The sequence below is a fragment of the Microscilla marina ATCC 23134 genome, assembly GCF_000169175.1.
Lineage (GTDB): Bacteria > Bacteroidota > Bacteroidia > Cytophagales > Microscillaceae > Microscilla > Microscilla marina.
The window spans coordinates 242,449-259,362 of the sequence record NZ_AAWS01000007.1 but is presented as its reverse complement, the minus strand read 5'-3'; the positions used below and the strand labels follow the sequence as shown (position 1 = coordinate 259,362).

Here is a 16,914-nt window from a genome sequence, read left to right as displayed (position 1 = left end):
TGGGTGATGATTGCCCAACGGAGTTTGTTTTTTTAGATAAATAAAAGTACTGATTATCAACACTTTGACTACTTATCAAGGTCAACCTATTTCAGGCATGGACAACTTGAAGCACCGATATACATCGGTATCTAAGGACTTGTGACTTGTACCTTGCCTCTTGAATGATAATTCACTCTCCCCCCACCATCACAAAAGCCCCCCAATAATAAGGCGCGGCATAGATTTTCTTGCCGTTTTTCTCATAATTGCGTAGGTAGGCTTGGGCTGCCCTAAAAGCAGCTCGTTTGCTTTTTTTGTCGCCTATCCAGGCTTTGTAAAAATGGTTCATCAATAGTTTTGTCGCGTTGTCGTCTACCTTCCAAAGGCTCAAAATCACACTTTGGGCACCCGCCACTATAAACGCCCGCTGTAGGCCTTGCACCCCTTCACCATTTTCAACCTCGCCCAGCCCCGTTTCGCACGCCGAAAGTACTACCAACTCGGTGCCCTGCAAATCCATTTGCGACGCCTCATAAGCAGTCAGAATGCCATCTTCGATGTCGGGTTTTGACTTGGCTTTTTCGTAGGTGCTTGCCCCTGCCAACACAATGCCCGAACGCAACATAGGTTCTTCACGGGCAATTTTAGCCACTTGGGCAGCCGAGGGGGCTTTGCCTCCACGCGAAAAATTATCAAATACTACATCTTCTTTTTGTACTTTGGTGGGCGCCTTAAAGTTTTCGATGAAAAAACCGTGGGTGGCAATGTGCAAAATTTTGGGGTGGGCTACTTGCTTCACCGCCAACTCCAGGGCTTCATTGCCTAAGTGGGTGCTTACCTTAAGCTGGCGTTGGCTGCCCAACACCGCCGCAATTGCTTTGATCTCTGCCTCGGTGCCCGGCAAATCTGCCCAACCACTGCGCAAGCCCTTTTTTCCTTGCTTCAGGAGTTTGTCAGACGTAGGCGGAAAATGGAAGTCTGAAGGGTTGCCTCCTTGTGGTTGGGCGGCTTTCAATATTTTTTCTTCTTTTTGCAAATTTGCCAGTGGCAGTTCATAGCTTGGTCTGCCAAACAAAGTAGCTAAATTGCTGGTCGTATTCCGTTGCTTTTGTTTTTGGGCATCTATCACTTCGCGCAAGGTGGTCAGCATCTGAATGTCTACTTCCTCCTCTACATACTTGCCTGTGACAGGGTTGAACAAAGTATTGAGGTTGAGCTGGTTGTAGACCCCATCGGGCGATATATACACTTTTTGAATGCCTTGCTTTTGCAAATACTTGCCTATCTCTTCCCAAAATTTACCGTAGCTTGTTTTATCTTCAGCTTTGCTCAAAATAGCGCGTTGGTAGGTTTTTATTTGAGCTTCTAGGGTTTTGGCATCTAGCAAAATCGCCTGGGGATAGGCTTGGCGAGCGGTGGTAATCAATGCCAGGTATTTTGTGCCTTGCTTCATAATTTCTATGGCGGCTTCCTTGTCGTGGAGTGCCTGCCTGAGCGATGGAAAGTCATACTTTATCTGACTGTTCAACTCCACGCCTATTTTTTTGTAAAGCTGTTTTTCTAAAGCTTCAATTTGCTCAATATTTCGCTCAATATCGATTTTTCTCTTTTCTTTCTCCTCAAGCGATAAATTAATGCTTTTGGCGGTTTGGGCTTTCAGGCTCAAGTATTGATCATAAGTACGGGCAAGTGTCGTATCAGTCGCTGCTTTTTGGGCAATCAATTGCAATAGCCACTGTTTGCCATTGAGCAACCAACCCTTGAGGACAAGCTCCAAATCCAGTAATTTACTGGCAAGTTTGCCTTTTTCTGAGAGGGAGGTTTTTTCTTGGGTAACTATATAAATAAAAAAACCTTTGAAGTGATTGAAGTAAAACTGGTTTACCTTCAAATAGTTCTTTTGTCCCTTTTCACTCAAGATGATTTGATTGTTTTTGAGTTCTTTGAGCTTCGCATCAATTGACTCAAGATACAAGGGAACTGCTTTTTTATAAGCCCTTTGGTACTGATAAAGATTTGCCAGATTGTTCAAAGCAAAAGCATACTCTGGATGGTGCTTGCCTAAAGTTTTTTCTACAACACTTTTGCTTTCCAAATACAAAGCCTCAGCTTTTTGATAAGCTTTGGCTTTAAAGTATACACTCGCCAGGTTGCCCAAAGAAACGGCGTATTCTGGATGGTGCTTGCCTAAAGTTTTTTCTATCACATTTTTGCTTTCCAAATACAAGGCTTTTGCTTTTGGGTAAGCCTCCATATATTGATATACTCCAGCCAGGTTATTTAAAGCAATTGCATACTCTGGATGATTTTTGCCCAAGGTTTTTTCCATAATATTCTTGCTTTCCAAATACAAAGGGGCGGCTTTTTGGTAGGCGCCCTGGTTGATGTATAAGTGAGCAAGACTGTTTAAAGAAGTGGCATACTCTGGATGGCTTTTGCCCAAGGTTTTCTCCCTGATTTTTTTGCTTTCTAAGTACAAATATTTTACTTTTGGGTAAGCACCCATTTTAGCATACAAAGCGGCTAAGTTGTTCAAAACAAGGGCATACTTTGGGTGGTTTTTACCCAAAGTTTTTTCTACAACACTTTTATTCTCCAAATACAAAGCTTCAGCCTTTGAGTAAAGCCCCATTTCCCAATACAAGACTGCCAAGCTGAACAAGGAATTGGCATACTTTGGATGCTGGTTGTTCAGTTTTTTTTCTACTATACTTTTACTTTCTAAAACAAAGGGGCGGCTTTTTGGCAAGCCCCTGCTTTTGTATACAAACTTGCCAAATTGTTCAACGAACGGGCATAAGCCAGGTGATGCTTGCCTAGTTTTTTTTCTACAATGTTTTTACTTTCCAAAAACAAAGCCGCAGCTTTTTGATACCCTTTGGTTTTTGCGTATAAACTTGCCAAATTGTTCAATGAACGGGCATAAGCCAGGTGGTTTTTACCTAATTTCTTTTCTACGATGTTTTTACTTTCCAGGTACAGGGCTTCCATCTTTTGGTAAGCGTACATTTTATCATACAATAGCGCCAGGTTATCTAAGGCAGACGCATACACCAAGTCGTTATTGCCCACTGCTTTTGCTAACGTGATCATTTCCTCGCTATAAGGCACTGCTTTTTTGTATTGCCCCAGAAGAAAGTATAGGTTCGCCAGCTTTTGAGCACTCTCAAAAGATTCTTTATTGGTAGTGCCTGGTATTTTTTTTCTTAAAGTATATAGTTCCAGAAAAGCTTTTTCTGCCTGTGCGTATTTTTTTGCCCGCTTTAGGTTGTAGGCAAGGGCCGTAAATGAAAGAAGGTAAGCTTTGTGACCTTTGCCCAGCTTTTTCTCCATTATTTGTAGTGTTTTCTCAAGCAAAGGCTGCGCTTTCTCGTACTGTTTTTGGTCATAATAATTATTTGCCAAGCTTCTGAGTGCTTTAGCATACGCCAAATGTTCTTTTCCAATCAGTTTTTCTTGTATGGCAAGCGTTTGCTTATAAAGACTTTCCGCTTTTTTACACAACCTTTGCTTTTCGTAAGCATGTGCCAGATAAGAAAGCGCCGTTGCATAATACTGGTGTTCTTTTGGGTATTGTTTTCGTACCTGAACCACCCCTTTTTCATAAAAAGCTTGAGCTTCTTTATATTTTTTTTGTTTGAAAAGGCGAGTGCCTGAAATAGCTAACTGAGCTCAAGATGGAGATGCCTGAGTACCATCCAAATTGTAGTAAACCGTCGTAATTAATTGCCCCATTTTATACTCGTGTACTCTCTCTTTTTTACCATCAGGGTGATAAAACATTATTTTACCATGAAACTTTTGTTGCCCCCAATCAATGATTGAATCAATCACCATTTTTGCTTGACCTGACTTATAAAAATCAACCATTTTACCCACAGGCTTACTATCCAAAAAAGTCATCAAACGATAATATGTTGCGTGAGCTTTGTTTTGCTTCTGCTGCTCATATTTATCATTCGGCACTAGCCACCTCCCTTGCCGCAAACCATTGGCGTCGATTTTGTTGGGGGCTTTGACAGATTGAAGCGTGTTTTGGCTAATTGCTGCCAGCGTATATAGGCACAAAAAAAGTGTAGTGTATAAGAATTTTTGCATTTGTTGTCTAGTATCGTAAACCATTGAATTTAATTGAATATACCCTTTTTTGGTGGAGATATGGAAGAAAAGCTCTGCTAAAAATGAGGCATCATTTGTTCGAAAATAAAAACGCACTGACTCGATTCGAACCAGTGCGTTTTGTGTATAATTTATAAGCAATAACTACTTGTGGGGCTAGTACCTCCTACCATCGCCAAAGGTGTACATAAACCTTAGCCCATAGGTTTTCTGGTTCTCTATTTTGGTATTCACCATAAACGCGTGAATGTTGCCAGTACCTGAGCCCACCGCAAACCTAAACCCTGCGTTGAGGTAAAAACCTTCCATAGGTGACACTACATCAGCCAAATCGTTGAGGTTGGCATTTGGGTTAGTCAACAATTGACCAAACCCTTCGGGGTTAAGCAAGTATAAGTTAGAAAACTGATAACCTAGTCCCAAAAAACCTCCAAGAGACGAACGGGCACTGTGGGTGGCTCCTGCCCCAAAGTTAAAATTAATTACAAAAGGAATTTCATAAGAAAGGTCTTTTGTCTCTCCTTTTTTGTTCAAATACTCGCCATAAAGCAAGCTCATATACAAAGCCAATGACACGCTCTGATCATTGCCCATAATCAGGTTGAGTCGCGGGGAAAAGGTAAGTCCAAAATACTCCTCAGCAGAGTCTTTCAAAAACCCTTCGGTATAGCGTGGCATCACTGCAGTGGCTCCTAGGCTATACATTAACTCAGAACTATTATAATAAGCCCCTCGCCTTCTGCGACGCTGAGCTTCGGCATCATTGTTAAAAAAAGAAATAAATAATAAGCAAATAATTGCAATGCTGTAAAAACGTTTCATTTTGATTAATAAATGTTTTAGAAATAATTTGACAAAATACCCTGCATATTTCCTAACAGGTGTATCTTGATGTGGCAAAATCAGGTAAACCCTTACCCCACCACTTGTACATTTTGTAAGTAAAAACAGGCAGTATAGTTTTTTGGATGATCACTCTACATTATCAACCCTTTCAACCTTCTGTTATGCCTACCTTCATATACCCAACCCTCTACCCAAAACGGAGGTTTTTCTGTAAAAAATATAAAGCTTCGCCGTATTCAGCTCATTCCATACAAAACCACCACGCAAAATATTCCATATAGCTTAGCTTAACAAAACATTCAAAAACCAAATTTAATTGGGACTTTTATTTTATTACAAATATTTTTTCTGAATTTCAAATCATAAAAAGTCTCCAAAGACATATAAGTATTTAATGGTTTTCGCCAATGATTATTTTGAAACTAAAATCTGTTACATTGTGAACTCAATTTATTCAATACAAATCACCGTAGATTCTACGCCAACACTTGTACTTAACAGCGAAGTTATTGTACTCATCGTGTGTATATTGGTGCCTTAACTTTCTATTTTTTTGTTTAACTTTGTGCAGTTGTTCTCTTTTTCGGAGAAAAACCAACAGTGCTTGATTTTTCTATCACTCACTATAATATATTCAATGTTGATCGAGCCACGTGGGTTCGTTAACTTCAAACCAAGTTCTCAAACAAAACAAGCAATTCTAATGGCATTAGTAGAAATGGTTATGCCCAAAATGGGCGAAAGTGTAATGGAAGGTACCATTTTGCAATGGCTCAAGGCTGTGGGCGACGAAATAGAGGAAGATGAGCCTGTACTTGAGGTAGCTACCGATAAAGTAGACACTGAAGTGCCTGCCACCCATGCAGGTGTTTTAAAAGAGGTTTTAGCACAAGAAGGAGATGTTGTACAAGTAGGACAAACTATTGCTATCATCAGCACCGATGGCGACGCTCCGGCAGATGCTCCCGCAAGCCAGCCCGAAGCTGCTCCTGCCACTGTAGCTGCTGTGGAGCAAACCATTGCCCAGGCGCAAGTTGCTACTGCCAATAACAACGGTACCGAACGCCTGAATGCCCCAGCTACTGGTCGGTTTTACTCTCCTTTGGTACTTAATATTGCCAAAACTGAAGGGATTCCTATGACTGAACTGGAATATGTACCTGGCACAGGTTCAGACAATAGGGTCACTAAAAAAGATATTTTAGCCTATGTAGCCAATCGTCAAACCAATGGTGGTGGTGTAGCTGTTCAAGCTACTCAACCAACACAAGTAGCTACTAAACCTACCCCAGTTGCTACTTCTGGCAAACCTGCTGCCAGTAGCAAACCTAGTGCTCCTGCCACGGTGTCTTACAGTGGAGCCCATGACGTAATAGAAATGGACCGTATGCGTAAAATGATTGCGCAACGTATGGTAGACTCTAAGCGAATCTCTCCCCATGTCACTACTTTTGTAGAAGCCGATGTTACCAACATTGTGATGTGGAGAAATAAGGTCAAAAAGGAGTTTCAGCAAAAGCATGGAGAAAAAATCACTTTCACGCCTATTTTTATCGAGGCCATTGCCAAAACCTTGGGCGATTTCCCTTTGGTAAACTCTTCTATAGAAGGTGAAAATATCATTGTAAAGAAAGATATTAACATAGGAATGGCTACCGCTCTACCAAGTGGTAACCTTATAGTACCTGTGATTAAAAATGCTGATCAGATGAACTTATTGGGCTTGGCAAAACGAGTAAATGACCTTGCCAATCGAGCCCGTAATAATAAGCTCAACCCTGATGAACTTTCTGGTGGAACTTATACCATGTCTAATATTGGAGGTTTTGGCAATGAAATGGGTACACCTATTTTAGTGCAGCCACAGGTGGGTATACTAGCCATTGGTGCTATTAAAAAGAAACCTGTAGTGATAGAAACACCTACCGGAGATGTGATAGGCATTCGCCATATGATGTTTATGTCTCACGCCTATGATCACCGAATTGTTGATGGTGCATTAGGTGGTGGATTTGTTCGTCGTGTAGCCGATTATCTTGAGGCTTTTGATGTAGATACGGTCATCTAAAATATACGCAACTATTTGCAAACAAAATAAGTATAAGGTTTAAGTTACTGGTTTTATTTGCTAGTACTTAAACCTTTTTTAGTATATCAATAGATCAAACTTTCATGGAAAAAATAGAATGTCAAACCATCCAGTACTTACTGGATGACAAAAGTACTGAAGCCATTTCAGTAGCTTTTGAATATTTGGGAGCAATGAGTGAAGCCAAAGCACTGGTGACCCAAATAACCAACCAACTCGCCTCATGTTGGGACAATATTCCTCTACTAAAACAAGTATTACAAGACCTACAAACATTGGGCAAAGGCGAGGCAATTATTCATGCACGTGCCCATTACTTTGAAAACCTTGGTGTTGCAAAGAAATATGTAGAAGAGGTGGCTGAATACTTTCAACCACACCCTTAAAAGTAGTGAGTAATTGTATTGATGATGACTATTTGAGTACAACAGGGAATAACTTGTCGCTTAAAGCTTGCCCCTATTGAGGCTTCTAACTACTTCTTATCTCACTCAAAACCAAGAACTTGTAACAGAGATAAAGGAATTGTTACACAAAAAGCAAAAAATAGCCGCAGTCAAACTAGTCAAAACCAATACGGGTTTATCACTCCATGACGCCCTAAATTTTGTAGATCAGGTAAAAATATCTGTATAAAACGTTCAAACTTCTACTTTGCTCACTTCATAAGTTTTTCGAGCAGTGGTATCATTGTTTATCCGAATATTGTTTGGCAAGCATTGCTAAAACAAAATCACCCATACACAAACCAAATATTCACTTGAATAATATGATTAGATGTCTTTATTTGACGAAGATATTTTTCTACCTTTACCACTGTTTTTTTAAGATCAAGCAATTCGCTTCAGTGATTTTTTGTTACTTTGCATAAAAAAATAAGAACATTACTATGTCCAACCCCTCGCTTAAAAGTGTAGCTTTTAAAAGCTTTATGGGCAATAGCCCGGTGTGGTATAAACAGGCTGTTATCATTGCACTAGTACTCAACCCCATAGTATTAGTTGCCACAGGAAGCCATCAAATAACTGGATGGCTCATACTCATAGAATTTATCGCAACTTTGGCTCTGGCACTTAAGTGTTATCCTTTGATTCCGGGAGGTTTAATTGCTCTGGAGGCTGCCTTTATGAAAATGGTCACCCCTCATAGCATTTTCCATGAAGTAGAAGGAAACCTTTCGGTAATTTTGCTGCTACTGTTTATGGTAGCTGGTATTCACTTTATGAAAGACTTGCTTTCATGGGTTTTTACCAAAATTATTGTTGGTATACGTTCCAAGTATACCTTATCCCTCACATTTGCGTTTGTAGGCGCTTTTTTGTCTGCCTGGTTAGATGCATTGACAGTAACGGCAGTAATGATTGCTGTAGCCATTGCCTTTTATAATATCTATACCAGTGCTTCGCTCGACGAGAGGGTTCCTGGTGATTTAGACAAAGACAAGAAAAAGTTTGTTGCCCGTCAGGATTTAGATAATTTCGGAGGTTTTTTGCGTAATCTATTAATGCACGGTGTAGTAGGTACTGCTTTGGGGGGAGTGTCTACTCAGGTAGGCGAACCTCAAAACCTAATTATTGCTAAAAAAATGGGGTGGGACTTTATAGAGTTTTACCTTAAAATGGCCCATGTTTCTCTTCCTCTGTTGGCAGCCGGTTTGGTAGTCACAGTGTTGGTAGAAAGATTTAAAATAGTAGGCTATGGTTACAATATACCTGATAACGTAAGGGCAATTTTGAAGCAAAACGCGGATAAAATGCGTGATGAAATGGATACTCGCAAACGTTGGAATTTGGTTGTTCAGGGTATAGGGGGTATTTGGTTGGTAGTGGCCTTGGCCATGCACCTCGCCGAAGTAGGGCTCATTGGCTTATCAGTAGTTATATTTTTAACTGCGGCCACTGGAAAAACTGATGAAAATACCATTGGACACGCCTTTGAAGAAGCTACTCCTTTTACAGCTTTATTAGTAGTATTTTTTGTAATTGTGGGGATGATTGAGGAAACTCACTTGTTTAAACCTATCATCAATCTTGCTTTAGAAGCCAAAGGCTCTCAGCAAACCTATATTTTCTTCTTTGCTTCGGGTATTTTATCTGCCATTAGTGATAATGTATTTGTGGGAACGATTTATATTAAAGAAGCTACCAATGCTTTTTTTACCCCAGAACTACTCGGAATGAGCAAAGTAGCCATTGAAGATGCGATCAAAAATAAAGAAATGCAAAAACTCTTAACTGCACTGGCCACCAAGTCACCAGAACAGTTTCAACAGTTAGAAAATGTAGCAGTAGCCATTAACGTAGGAACCAATATACCGTCTATAGCCACCCCCAATGGTCAAGCAGCGTTCTTATTCTTACTAACCAATGCCATTGCTGCCAGAATTAACCTGTCTTACTTGAGAATGGTCAAGATGGCATTCCCGTATTTCCTTGTCATTACTACAGTAGCTGCTATATTCTTAATGCTGGAATGGCTATAACTAGTTGATATTGAGTCAAACAAAACACTTAAAAAACAAAAAAGCCCTGGAAACAGGGCTTTTTTATGCTTCAATTCATTCAGAGCTTTTAATCTAAATTCCAATTATTGAGTTTACTCAACACATGATGCGCAGTCAGGTCAAACTCACAAGGTACAATAGAAGCATAATTTTGACTCAATGCCCACTCATCAGTATCCTCTCCTTTATCTTTGTTTACAAAATCACCCACCAACCAAAAATATTTCCTGCCATGTGGGTCCATTCTTTGGTCGAAGTTTTCTTGCCAATGCGCATTTGCCTGTCGACAAACTTTTACCCCCTTGATGGGTGTATTTGAGTTTATCGGAAAGTTCACATTAAGCGCTACCCCTTGTGGCACTCCTGAATTAAGCGCTTCTTCTGCAATTTTTTTGACATAAGGCAATACATGAGAAAAGTCAGCATCTTGCCTATAGTCACACAATGAAAAGCCTATAGCTGGCAAGCCTTCTATAGCGGCTTCTATAGCTGCCGACATAGTACCCGAATACAGCACACTTACCGAAGTATTGGCGCCGTGATTGATGCCACTTACTACCAAGTCTGGTGTTAATTCTTTTAACACGTAGTGCTTGGCAAGTTTTATACAATCGGCTGGCGTACCTGAACACTCGTAGGCTTCTACTCCTTCAAAAATATTTACTTTGTCTAACCTAAGCGAATTGCCTACTGTAATGGCATGCCCCATACCTGACTGTGGGCTGTCGGGAGCCACTACTATTACATCACCAATTTCCTTCATTACCTGCACCAAAAACCCTATGCCTGGTGCTGTAATTCCATCATCATTAGATACTAAAATCAGTGGTCTTTTGGAGGTGTTGTTGTTATCTGTCATTACGTTTACTTAAAGAATTATAATAATCTACAATCTTTATCAAGTCAATTCTGCTTGAATGCTGCAGTTGGTTTGTTTTTATATAATTTTTGATGGCTTTTTCATAGTTGCTAAAAGCCTTATAAACACCTCTACGAGAAGCTTTTATGCGTGTAATTCTGCCTTTGTTATCCAACAAATAAAAAACATCCTGTTCAACCCTTCTATAAGCACCTCCCAATTGCCCCATCCGCTGCATGAATGTGGTTTGCCTAGACAAAAGTGTCAATGGAGAACCTTTACGAATTAATTCGAAAAAGGATGGTACTTTGTAGTTGCTAGATGGGCGTACAGCATACGGAATACTATAAAACTGTCGATTGTAACGGTAATAAGTATCAAAAAAGACAAAAAAGATCACTTTCTTAGGGGAATAGGTTTGTACAGTATTGGAAGTTTTTAGTCTAAGTGCGGCGTCTTTGATGCTATATTTTAACGCCCCCCTCAGCGTATCACCATTTGTAAGCACAGCCGCCCCTTTATGCCACCTTTCTTCTGCAAAGCCTTGGCCTTTTAATATCAAAGCATTGAAAACAAAGAAAACCGTCAATAAAGGATATGTAATTGAACCTGCCTTCATAAATGATACATTTTTAAGAGATTATTTAATTTTTGGCTCCACTATCACAAGCATACACAGTTATCTGGAGGTCATCACACACATTATCATCTATATTCACTTGTGATTGGCTCGTATGATAAGCTGAATAATTAATATACACAGCTTATCATAAAAGATCAAAATAATAATACGTTCTTATTTTTCTGGTTCTTGCAAAATCTGATGTCCCATCTTATCTCTTTTGGTTTTGAGGTACTTCTCGTTATGTTTGTTAGGAGTAATCTCTATGGGAACATTTTCTACTACCTCGAGGCCGTAGCCAATCAACCCAGTGCGTTTGCGCGGATTATTAGAGATCAATCGCATTTTGGTAACCCCCAGATCTCTGAGTATTTGAGCCCCTACTCCATAATCGCGAGAGTCCATCTTGAAACCTAACTTTACGTTTGCCTCTACCGTATCTAACCCTTGTTCTTGTAGTTTGTAGGCTTTTAGCTTGTTCAAAAGTCCAATCCCGCGGCCTTCCTGATTCATGTACAACACCACTCCTTTGCCTTCTTCTTCTACCATTTTCATTGCTTGGTACAATTGTGGTCCACAATCGCAACGGCATGACCCAAAAATATCTCCTGTTACACAAGAAGAATGCACCCTTACCAATACTGGCTCATCTTTTTCCCACTGCCCTTTTACCAAACCCAAATGCAGCTCTCCCGTATTGGTTTGCCTAAAAGCAATCAAGTCAAAATTCCCCCACTCGGTGGGCATTTCTATACCAATCTCACGCTTGATCAAAGAATCATGCTTCATGCGATAAGAGATAAGATCTTCAATAGAGACAAGCTTAAGCCCATGCTTATCTGCTACTTTTCTTAACTCTGGCAACCTGGCCATAGAACCATCTTCATTCAATATTTCAATCAAAGCACCCGCAGGCTGAAAACCAGCCAAACGAGCAAAGTCTACTGTAGCCTCTGTATGTCCAGCCCGACGCAACACCCCTCCTGATTTGGCTTTCAAAGGGTTGATATGGCCGGGTCTGCCTAACTCGTTGGGTTTAGTGGCCGGGTCTGCCAAAGCATTGATAGTTTTTGCCCGATCATGTGCCGATATACCTGTAGTACAGCCATTCCCCAACAAATCAACTGTTACTGTAAAGGCTGTTTTATGTGGGTCAGTATTTTTACCCACCATCAAGTCAAGCTCAAGTTCCTCGCAACGTTCTTCGGTAAGTGCTGCACACAAATACCCTCCCCCTTCTTGTCGCATAAAGTTTACTATTTCAGGGGTAATAGTTTCTGCTGCACAAATAAAATCGCCCTCATTCTCTCGATCTTCGTCGTCTACCACAATGATTACTTCTCCACGTTTGATTGCCTCAATCGCTTCTTCAATAGTATCTAATTTAATATTATGATCTTTGCTCATGTTATGTGTCCAATTAATGACTCGCTCTATTACAATATGCATAGAAAACGGTACAATATTACAACCCGTCAAACAGGGTAAAAGGTTTCGTCAAATTTAATTAAGAAGTAGAAGAGGTGAAAGGCTGTAGCAAAATGATTTTGGTAACAATTCAATGTAACAGTATAAAACTGTTTATAGGAGTGGGTGATGAGTGATGTATCATTGTTAAAAAACAAAAAGTTATCTTTAAGAAAACAATACACTTAAAAAGTACAGCATATCAATGTAACCTCATCATTTTTGAACAAACCTGGCAGGCTATGCCTATTATTCTTTTTGAAAAAGTTTGGTATGGAAAGGCAACGATGTTTTGTTAAAGTAGGCAATTATTTTTTTGGCACTTTTTCGAGAGTACCCTCTTTTCAAGTAAGGAGTGTCCTCTCCCTGTACTTGTATAGCTAATGCATACCCATCTTTTTTCAGGCGTATAGTGATACTTTCAATACACTCATATTTTTTATTTCGATACCAAAAATAGTTTTTACTTCCACTGTACTGTATGGGTATTCACCACTTGAATGGTCGTCCAAAATAGGGAGAACTTATACATCACAAGAAGTAATAGTGGTATAGAAATACATATAAAATATACCTGCACTGGTTTCTGCCCTAGTGCACTGGGGATTAAATAAATGCGCTATTTATTCGAGGGTATTTTGTTTGCTGACGCACTTCAAAAAGTGCGCAGAGTTAGTTTACAATTCCGATGTATATCGGAACCGGAGCTACGCAAACTTTTTTAAGTAAAGTCAGCGGGCTAAAGACTCCGAAGAACCGAGCCTATTTCTAAATCCCGATTCATTTCATCGGGGCAGCTATGCTGTGGCGAGCTCTGCGAAGCTAATGTAGTAGGAATTTAGTTTCCAGTGCACTAGTTTTGTACCCCAAAGTAGGGTAAACAAAAACAAGCTACCTAAAAAGATGGTGTAAGAAATGGCAAAACCCATGCCTGTGCTAAATGTAAGAGGGGAGTGTTCCATCAGTCAATCAAACGCTTTTCTAACGATAAGTAAATGCAAAACAACCACCACTTAAGGTAAATGATTCATTCAACATATCATCCATTACACATTAGTCGCAAGTCCTTGGCAAAGGTGAACAGGTAACACACGAGAAATAAGCCTTACAAAGCATCAACTATATGCCGGAAGCTCACTGCAAATTTGAGAGTCTAATTGTGTGCCATCTAAATAGTTTGTTGTATGGCCCTGCTCATCTTTTATAATCACTGTAGCACATTGTCCTTCAATAAATTCATCTATATTAACTAATAGCGCTTGTTTTGTAGGACGATTAATAGTTACAGTCAATTTATAAGGTCCATCGCCTAAAGGAATCAATTCAGCGATCAATACATCAGGTCCCAACGCTTCCCAAGATATTACGTTCATGCTTTCGCCTGACTTTGCCTGTACACAGGCATTAATAATAGAAGAGGTTGCGTTATGGGCTTCAAGGTGAGAGGCATTGGGTGTAAAAATAGCTACTATCATGTTCGTCGATGTTTTAGTGGTTAGGTTCACTACACAGCTGGCTGGTATCCTTGAGAGGCTGGATAATACAAATATCAATATAATATACTGATCACACAATACGCAAAAACACTCGTTTTTTTATCTAGGTATATCTACTGTATTTGCCTAAAAATGAAGGATTTCTACGATATCAACTTGTATTATATATTTATCACAAAGCCCCTCAAATACGAACATTTAAATAGCTCTAAAGCAAAAAAAGTCAGGTAAATAAATACCTGACTCTTATATTTTATAGTAGTAGCAGATCAAACTTTGATCTCTACGTCTACACCACTTGGCAACTCTAGTTTCATCAAAGCATCTACAGTTTTAGAGCTTTGAGAATAAATATCTACCAAACGTTTGTGTGTACACAGTTGAAACTGCTCACGAGATTTTTTATTTACGTGAGGTGATCTCAATACTGTAAATATCTCTTTTTTAGTAGGCAATGGAATTGGTCCACTTACTACTGCTTGCGTAGCCTTTACTGCTTTTACAATTTTTTCAGCAGATTTGTCCACTAAATTGTGGTCATAAGACTTTAACTTGATTCTGATCTTTTGCGTCATCTCTTTTAAAAGCGTTTAAAACTATCCGCGCTTATTACAGTTACTAAACCATACGGGTAGCCAAAACATCCAATAAAAAAGATAACGGCACCCCGTCTGGGTAATGTTAGCCGGAAATCCGGCGGTTATGTATGTATAAAGAGTTTTACAACAACCATGACATTGTCATCAACTCATAATAAAGGAAGACTTATGATAAGCCTTCCCAATATATAATTCTATCTGATAATCTACTCTCCTTTGGCTTTTGTAATTACCTCTTCGGCAATGTTGTTAGGCACAAAGTCGTAATGAGAGAAGGTCAAACTTGCAGAAGCACGTCCTGAAGAAATCGTACGAAGGTCAGTAACATAACCAAATAGTTCTGACAAAGGCACATCAGCCTTTACTATCTGAGCACCAGCCTTAGCATCCATTCCCTTCATCAATCCGCGACGTTTGTTCAAGTCACCATTTACAGGTCCGGTATACTCGTCAGGAGTAGTTACTTCTACTGCCATAACTGGTTCCATTATTTTAGCACCAGCTTGTTTTGCTGCTACTTTGAACCCAAGACGGGCAGCCATTTCAAAAGAAAGGGCATCAGAATCCACATCGTGGAAAGAACCGTCATACAAACGAACTGTCATTGAATCTACAGGGTAACCAGCCAAAGCACCATTTTTCATTGCTTCAGTAAATCCTTTTTCAATAGATGGGATAAATTCCTTAGGAATACGTCCACCTTTAATTTCGTTCAAGAACTCAAGACCAGGCTTGCCATCTTCACGAGGCTTCAATTCGAAACGAATATCGGCAAATTTACCTTTACCACCCGTTTGCTTTTTATATACCTCTTTGTGATCAAAAGACTTAGTCAAGGCTTCTTTGTAAGCTACCTGAGGAGCACCTTGGTTTACTTCTACCTTAAATTCACGTCTCATACGATCCATGATAATCTCTAAGTGAAGCTCACCCATACCTCTTAGTACAGTTTGTCCAGTTTCTTCGTCTGTCTGAACAGTCAAAGTAGGATCTTCCTCTACCAATTTGGCAATTGCAGTACCCAGTTTATCAGCATCCGCTTGAGTTTTAGGCTCAATAGCGTAACCAATTACAGGGTCAGGAAAACTCATAGACTCAAGAATGATTGGCTTACCTACTTCTACTAAGGTATCACCTGTCTTAATGTCTTTGAAACCTACACCAGCACAAATATCACCAGCTTCTACACTAGGAATCGGGTTTTGCTTATTGGCGTGCATTTGCATCAAGCGAGAGATACGCTCTTTTTTGCCAGTACGCATGTTAGTTACATAAGAACCAGCATCTAATTTCCCAGAATATGCACGTATGAAACACAAACGACCAACATAAGGGTCAGTGGCAATTTTAAATGCCAATGCAGAGAAAGCATCTGTTGAATCCGCTTTACGAGTGATAGTTTCACCTGTATCAGGATCTTCACCTTCAACATCGGGCAAATCTAAAGGACTAGGTAAGAAGGCAATCACAGCATCTAACAATGCTTGCACTCCTTTGTTTTTGAAGGCAGAACCGCACATTACAGGAGACATAGACATGTCAATTACTGCTTTACGGATGGCTGCCATCATTTCCTCCTTAGTAATAGAGTTTTCGTCCTCAAAGAACTTCTCCATCAACGCATCATCATACTCTGCAACACTCTCTACTAATTTACCTCTCCACTCAGAGACAGTTTCCTTCAAATCTTCAGGAATATCAATTACTTTGTAGGTTTTTCCTTGATCCTCTTCGTTCCAAACAATGGCTTCGTTGGTAATCAAATCTACCACTCCTTTGAATTCATCTTCTGCTCCAATAGGAATTTGCAGAGGAACAGGGTTAGCACCCAATTTGTCTTTAATGTCTGCTACGGCATTAAAGAAATCTGCACCTGCACGGTCCATTTTATTTACAAAACAAATACGTGGTACAAGATACTTATCAGCTTGTCGCCAAACAGTTTCAGACTGAGGTTCTACACCAGAAACAGCACAAAACAAAGCCACAGCACCATCTAATACACGCAGAGAACGCTCTACTTCTACAGTAAAATCAACGTGACCAGGAGTATCAATGATGTTAACTTTGTAAGTGTTAGTGCCAGGAATGTTTTCGCCTTGAACAGTTGGGTAGTTCCAGTTAGTGGTGGTTGCAGCAGAAGTAATGGTAATACCTCTTTCCTGCTCCTGCGCCATGTGATCCATAGTAGCAGCACCATCGTGAACCTCGCCAATTTTGTGGGTTAATCCTGTGTAATACAGGATACGTTCAGTCGTTGTAGTTTTACCAGCATCAATGTGTGCCATGATACCGATATTGCGTAAGAGCGTTAAATCAGCCATTTTGTATA

General features: G+C 39.9%; 13 protein-coding genes. 3 read left to right on the top strand and 10 right to left on the bottom strand.

Annotation, left to right across the window (positions count from 1 at the left end):
* Positions 1–172: 172 nt before the first annotated feature.
* From M23134_RS08375 to M23134_RS08360, 4 genes are all read right to left on the bottom strand, one after another.
* Positions 173–2,731 (bottom strand): CHAT domain-containing tetratricopeptide repeat protein, encoded by a 2,559-nt coding sequence (locus tag M23134_RS08375; protein ID WP_045113221.1) that lies wholly within the window; start codon positions 2,729–2,731, stop codon positions 173–175.
* Positions 2,704–3,642 (bottom strand): tetratricopeptide repeat protein, encoded by a 939-nt coding sequence (locus M23134_RS08370; protein WP_262492894.1) that lies wholly within the window; start codon positions 3,640–3,642, stop codon positions 2,704–2,706. Before M23134_RS08370 ends, M23134_RS08375 begins: the two co-directional genes overlap by 28 nt.
* A gap of 12 nt (positions 3,643–3,654) precedes the next feature.
* The gene (locus M23134_RS08365; RefSeq protein WP_002695410.1) at positions 3,655–4,080 is read right to left on the bottom strand and encodes a toxin-antitoxin system YwqK family antitoxin; all 426 of its coding nucleotides are present in this window, start codon (positions 4,078–4,080) and stop codon (positions 3,655–3,657) included.
* Positions 4,081–4,257: 177 nt separating this feature from the next.
* Positions 4,258–4,923 (bottom strand): hypothetical protein, encoded by a 666-nt coding sequence (locus tag M23134_RS08360; RefSeq protein ID WP_002695408.1) that lies wholly within the window; start codon positions 4,921–4,923, stop codon positions 4,258–4,260.
* 727 nt (positions 4,924–5,650) lie between these two features.
* On the opposite strand from M23134_RS08360, the gene M23134_RS08355 reads away from it, so the two are divergent.
* From M23134_RS08355 to nhaB, 3 genes are all read left to right on the top strand, one after another.
* Entirely contained in the window at positions 5,651–7,015 is a 1,365-nt protein-coding gene (locus M23134_RS08355; protein WP_002695406.1) for a dihydrolipoamide acetyltransferase family protein, read from the top strand.
* 104 nt (positions 7,016–7,119) lie between these two features.
* Positions 7,120–7,422, top strand: a complete 303-nt coding sequence (locus tag M23134_RS08350; protein WP_002695404.1) for a hypothetical protein — start codon at positions 7,120–7,122, stop codon at positions 7,420–7,422.
* Positions 7,423–7,925: 503 nt separating this feature from the next.
* Positions 7,926–9,518 (top strand): sodium/proton antiporter NhaB, encoded by a 1,593-nt coding sequence (gene nhaB / locus M23134_RS08345; RefSeq protein WP_002695400.1) that lies wholly within the window; start codon positions 7,926–7,928, stop codon positions 9,516–9,518.
* Between the two features lie 88 nt (positions 9,519–9,606).
* Here nhaB and surE read toward each other — a convergent pair whose 3' ends face one another.
* The 6 genes from surE to fusA form a co-directional block, all read right to left on the bottom strand.
* Entirely contained in the window at positions 9,607–10,398 is a 792-nt protein-coding gene (gene surE / locus M23134_RS08340) for a 5'/3'-nucleotidase SurE (RefSeq protein WP_002695398.1), read from the bottom strand.
* The gene (locus M23134_RS37725) at positions 10,388–11,017 is read right to left on the bottom strand and encodes a hypothetical protein (RefSeq protein ID WP_002695396.1); all 630 of its coding nucleotides are present in this window, start codon (positions 11,015–11,017) and stop codon (positions 10,388–10,390) included. The genes surE and M23134_RS37725 overlap by 11 nt, the downstream gene beginning before the upstream one ends.
* Positions 11,018–11,194: 177 nt before the next feature.
* Positions 11,195–12,427, bottom strand: a complete 1,233-nt coding sequence (locus M23134_RS08330) for a bifunctional 3,4-dihydroxy-2-butanone-4-phosphate synthase/GTP cyclohydrolase II (RefSeq protein WP_045113219.1) — start codon at positions 12,425–12,427, stop codon at positions 11,195–11,197.
* Between the two features lie 1,175 nt (positions 12,428–13,602).
* Complete coding sequence (locus tag M23134_RS08325) at positions 13,603–13,962, bottom strand: hypothetical protein (protein ID WP_002695392.1); 360 nt, start codon at positions 13,960–13,962, stop codon at positions 13,603–13,605.
* Positions 13,963–14,252: 290 nt separating this feature from the next.
* Positions 14,253–14,558, bottom strand: coding sequence for a 30S ribosomal protein S10 (gene rpsJ / locus M23134_RS08320; protein WP_002695390.1), 306 nt, complete (start codon positions 14,556–14,558; stop codon positions 14,253–14,255).
* Between the two features lie 230 nt (positions 14,559–14,788).
* Positions 14,789–16,906: an elongation factor G gene (gene fusA, locus M23134_RS08315; RefSeq protein WP_002695386.1), complete on the bottom strand. Its 2,118-nt coding sequence runs from the start codon at positions 16,904–16,906 to the stop codon at positions 14,789–14,791.
* Positions 16,907–16,914 lie beyond the last annotated feature (8 nt).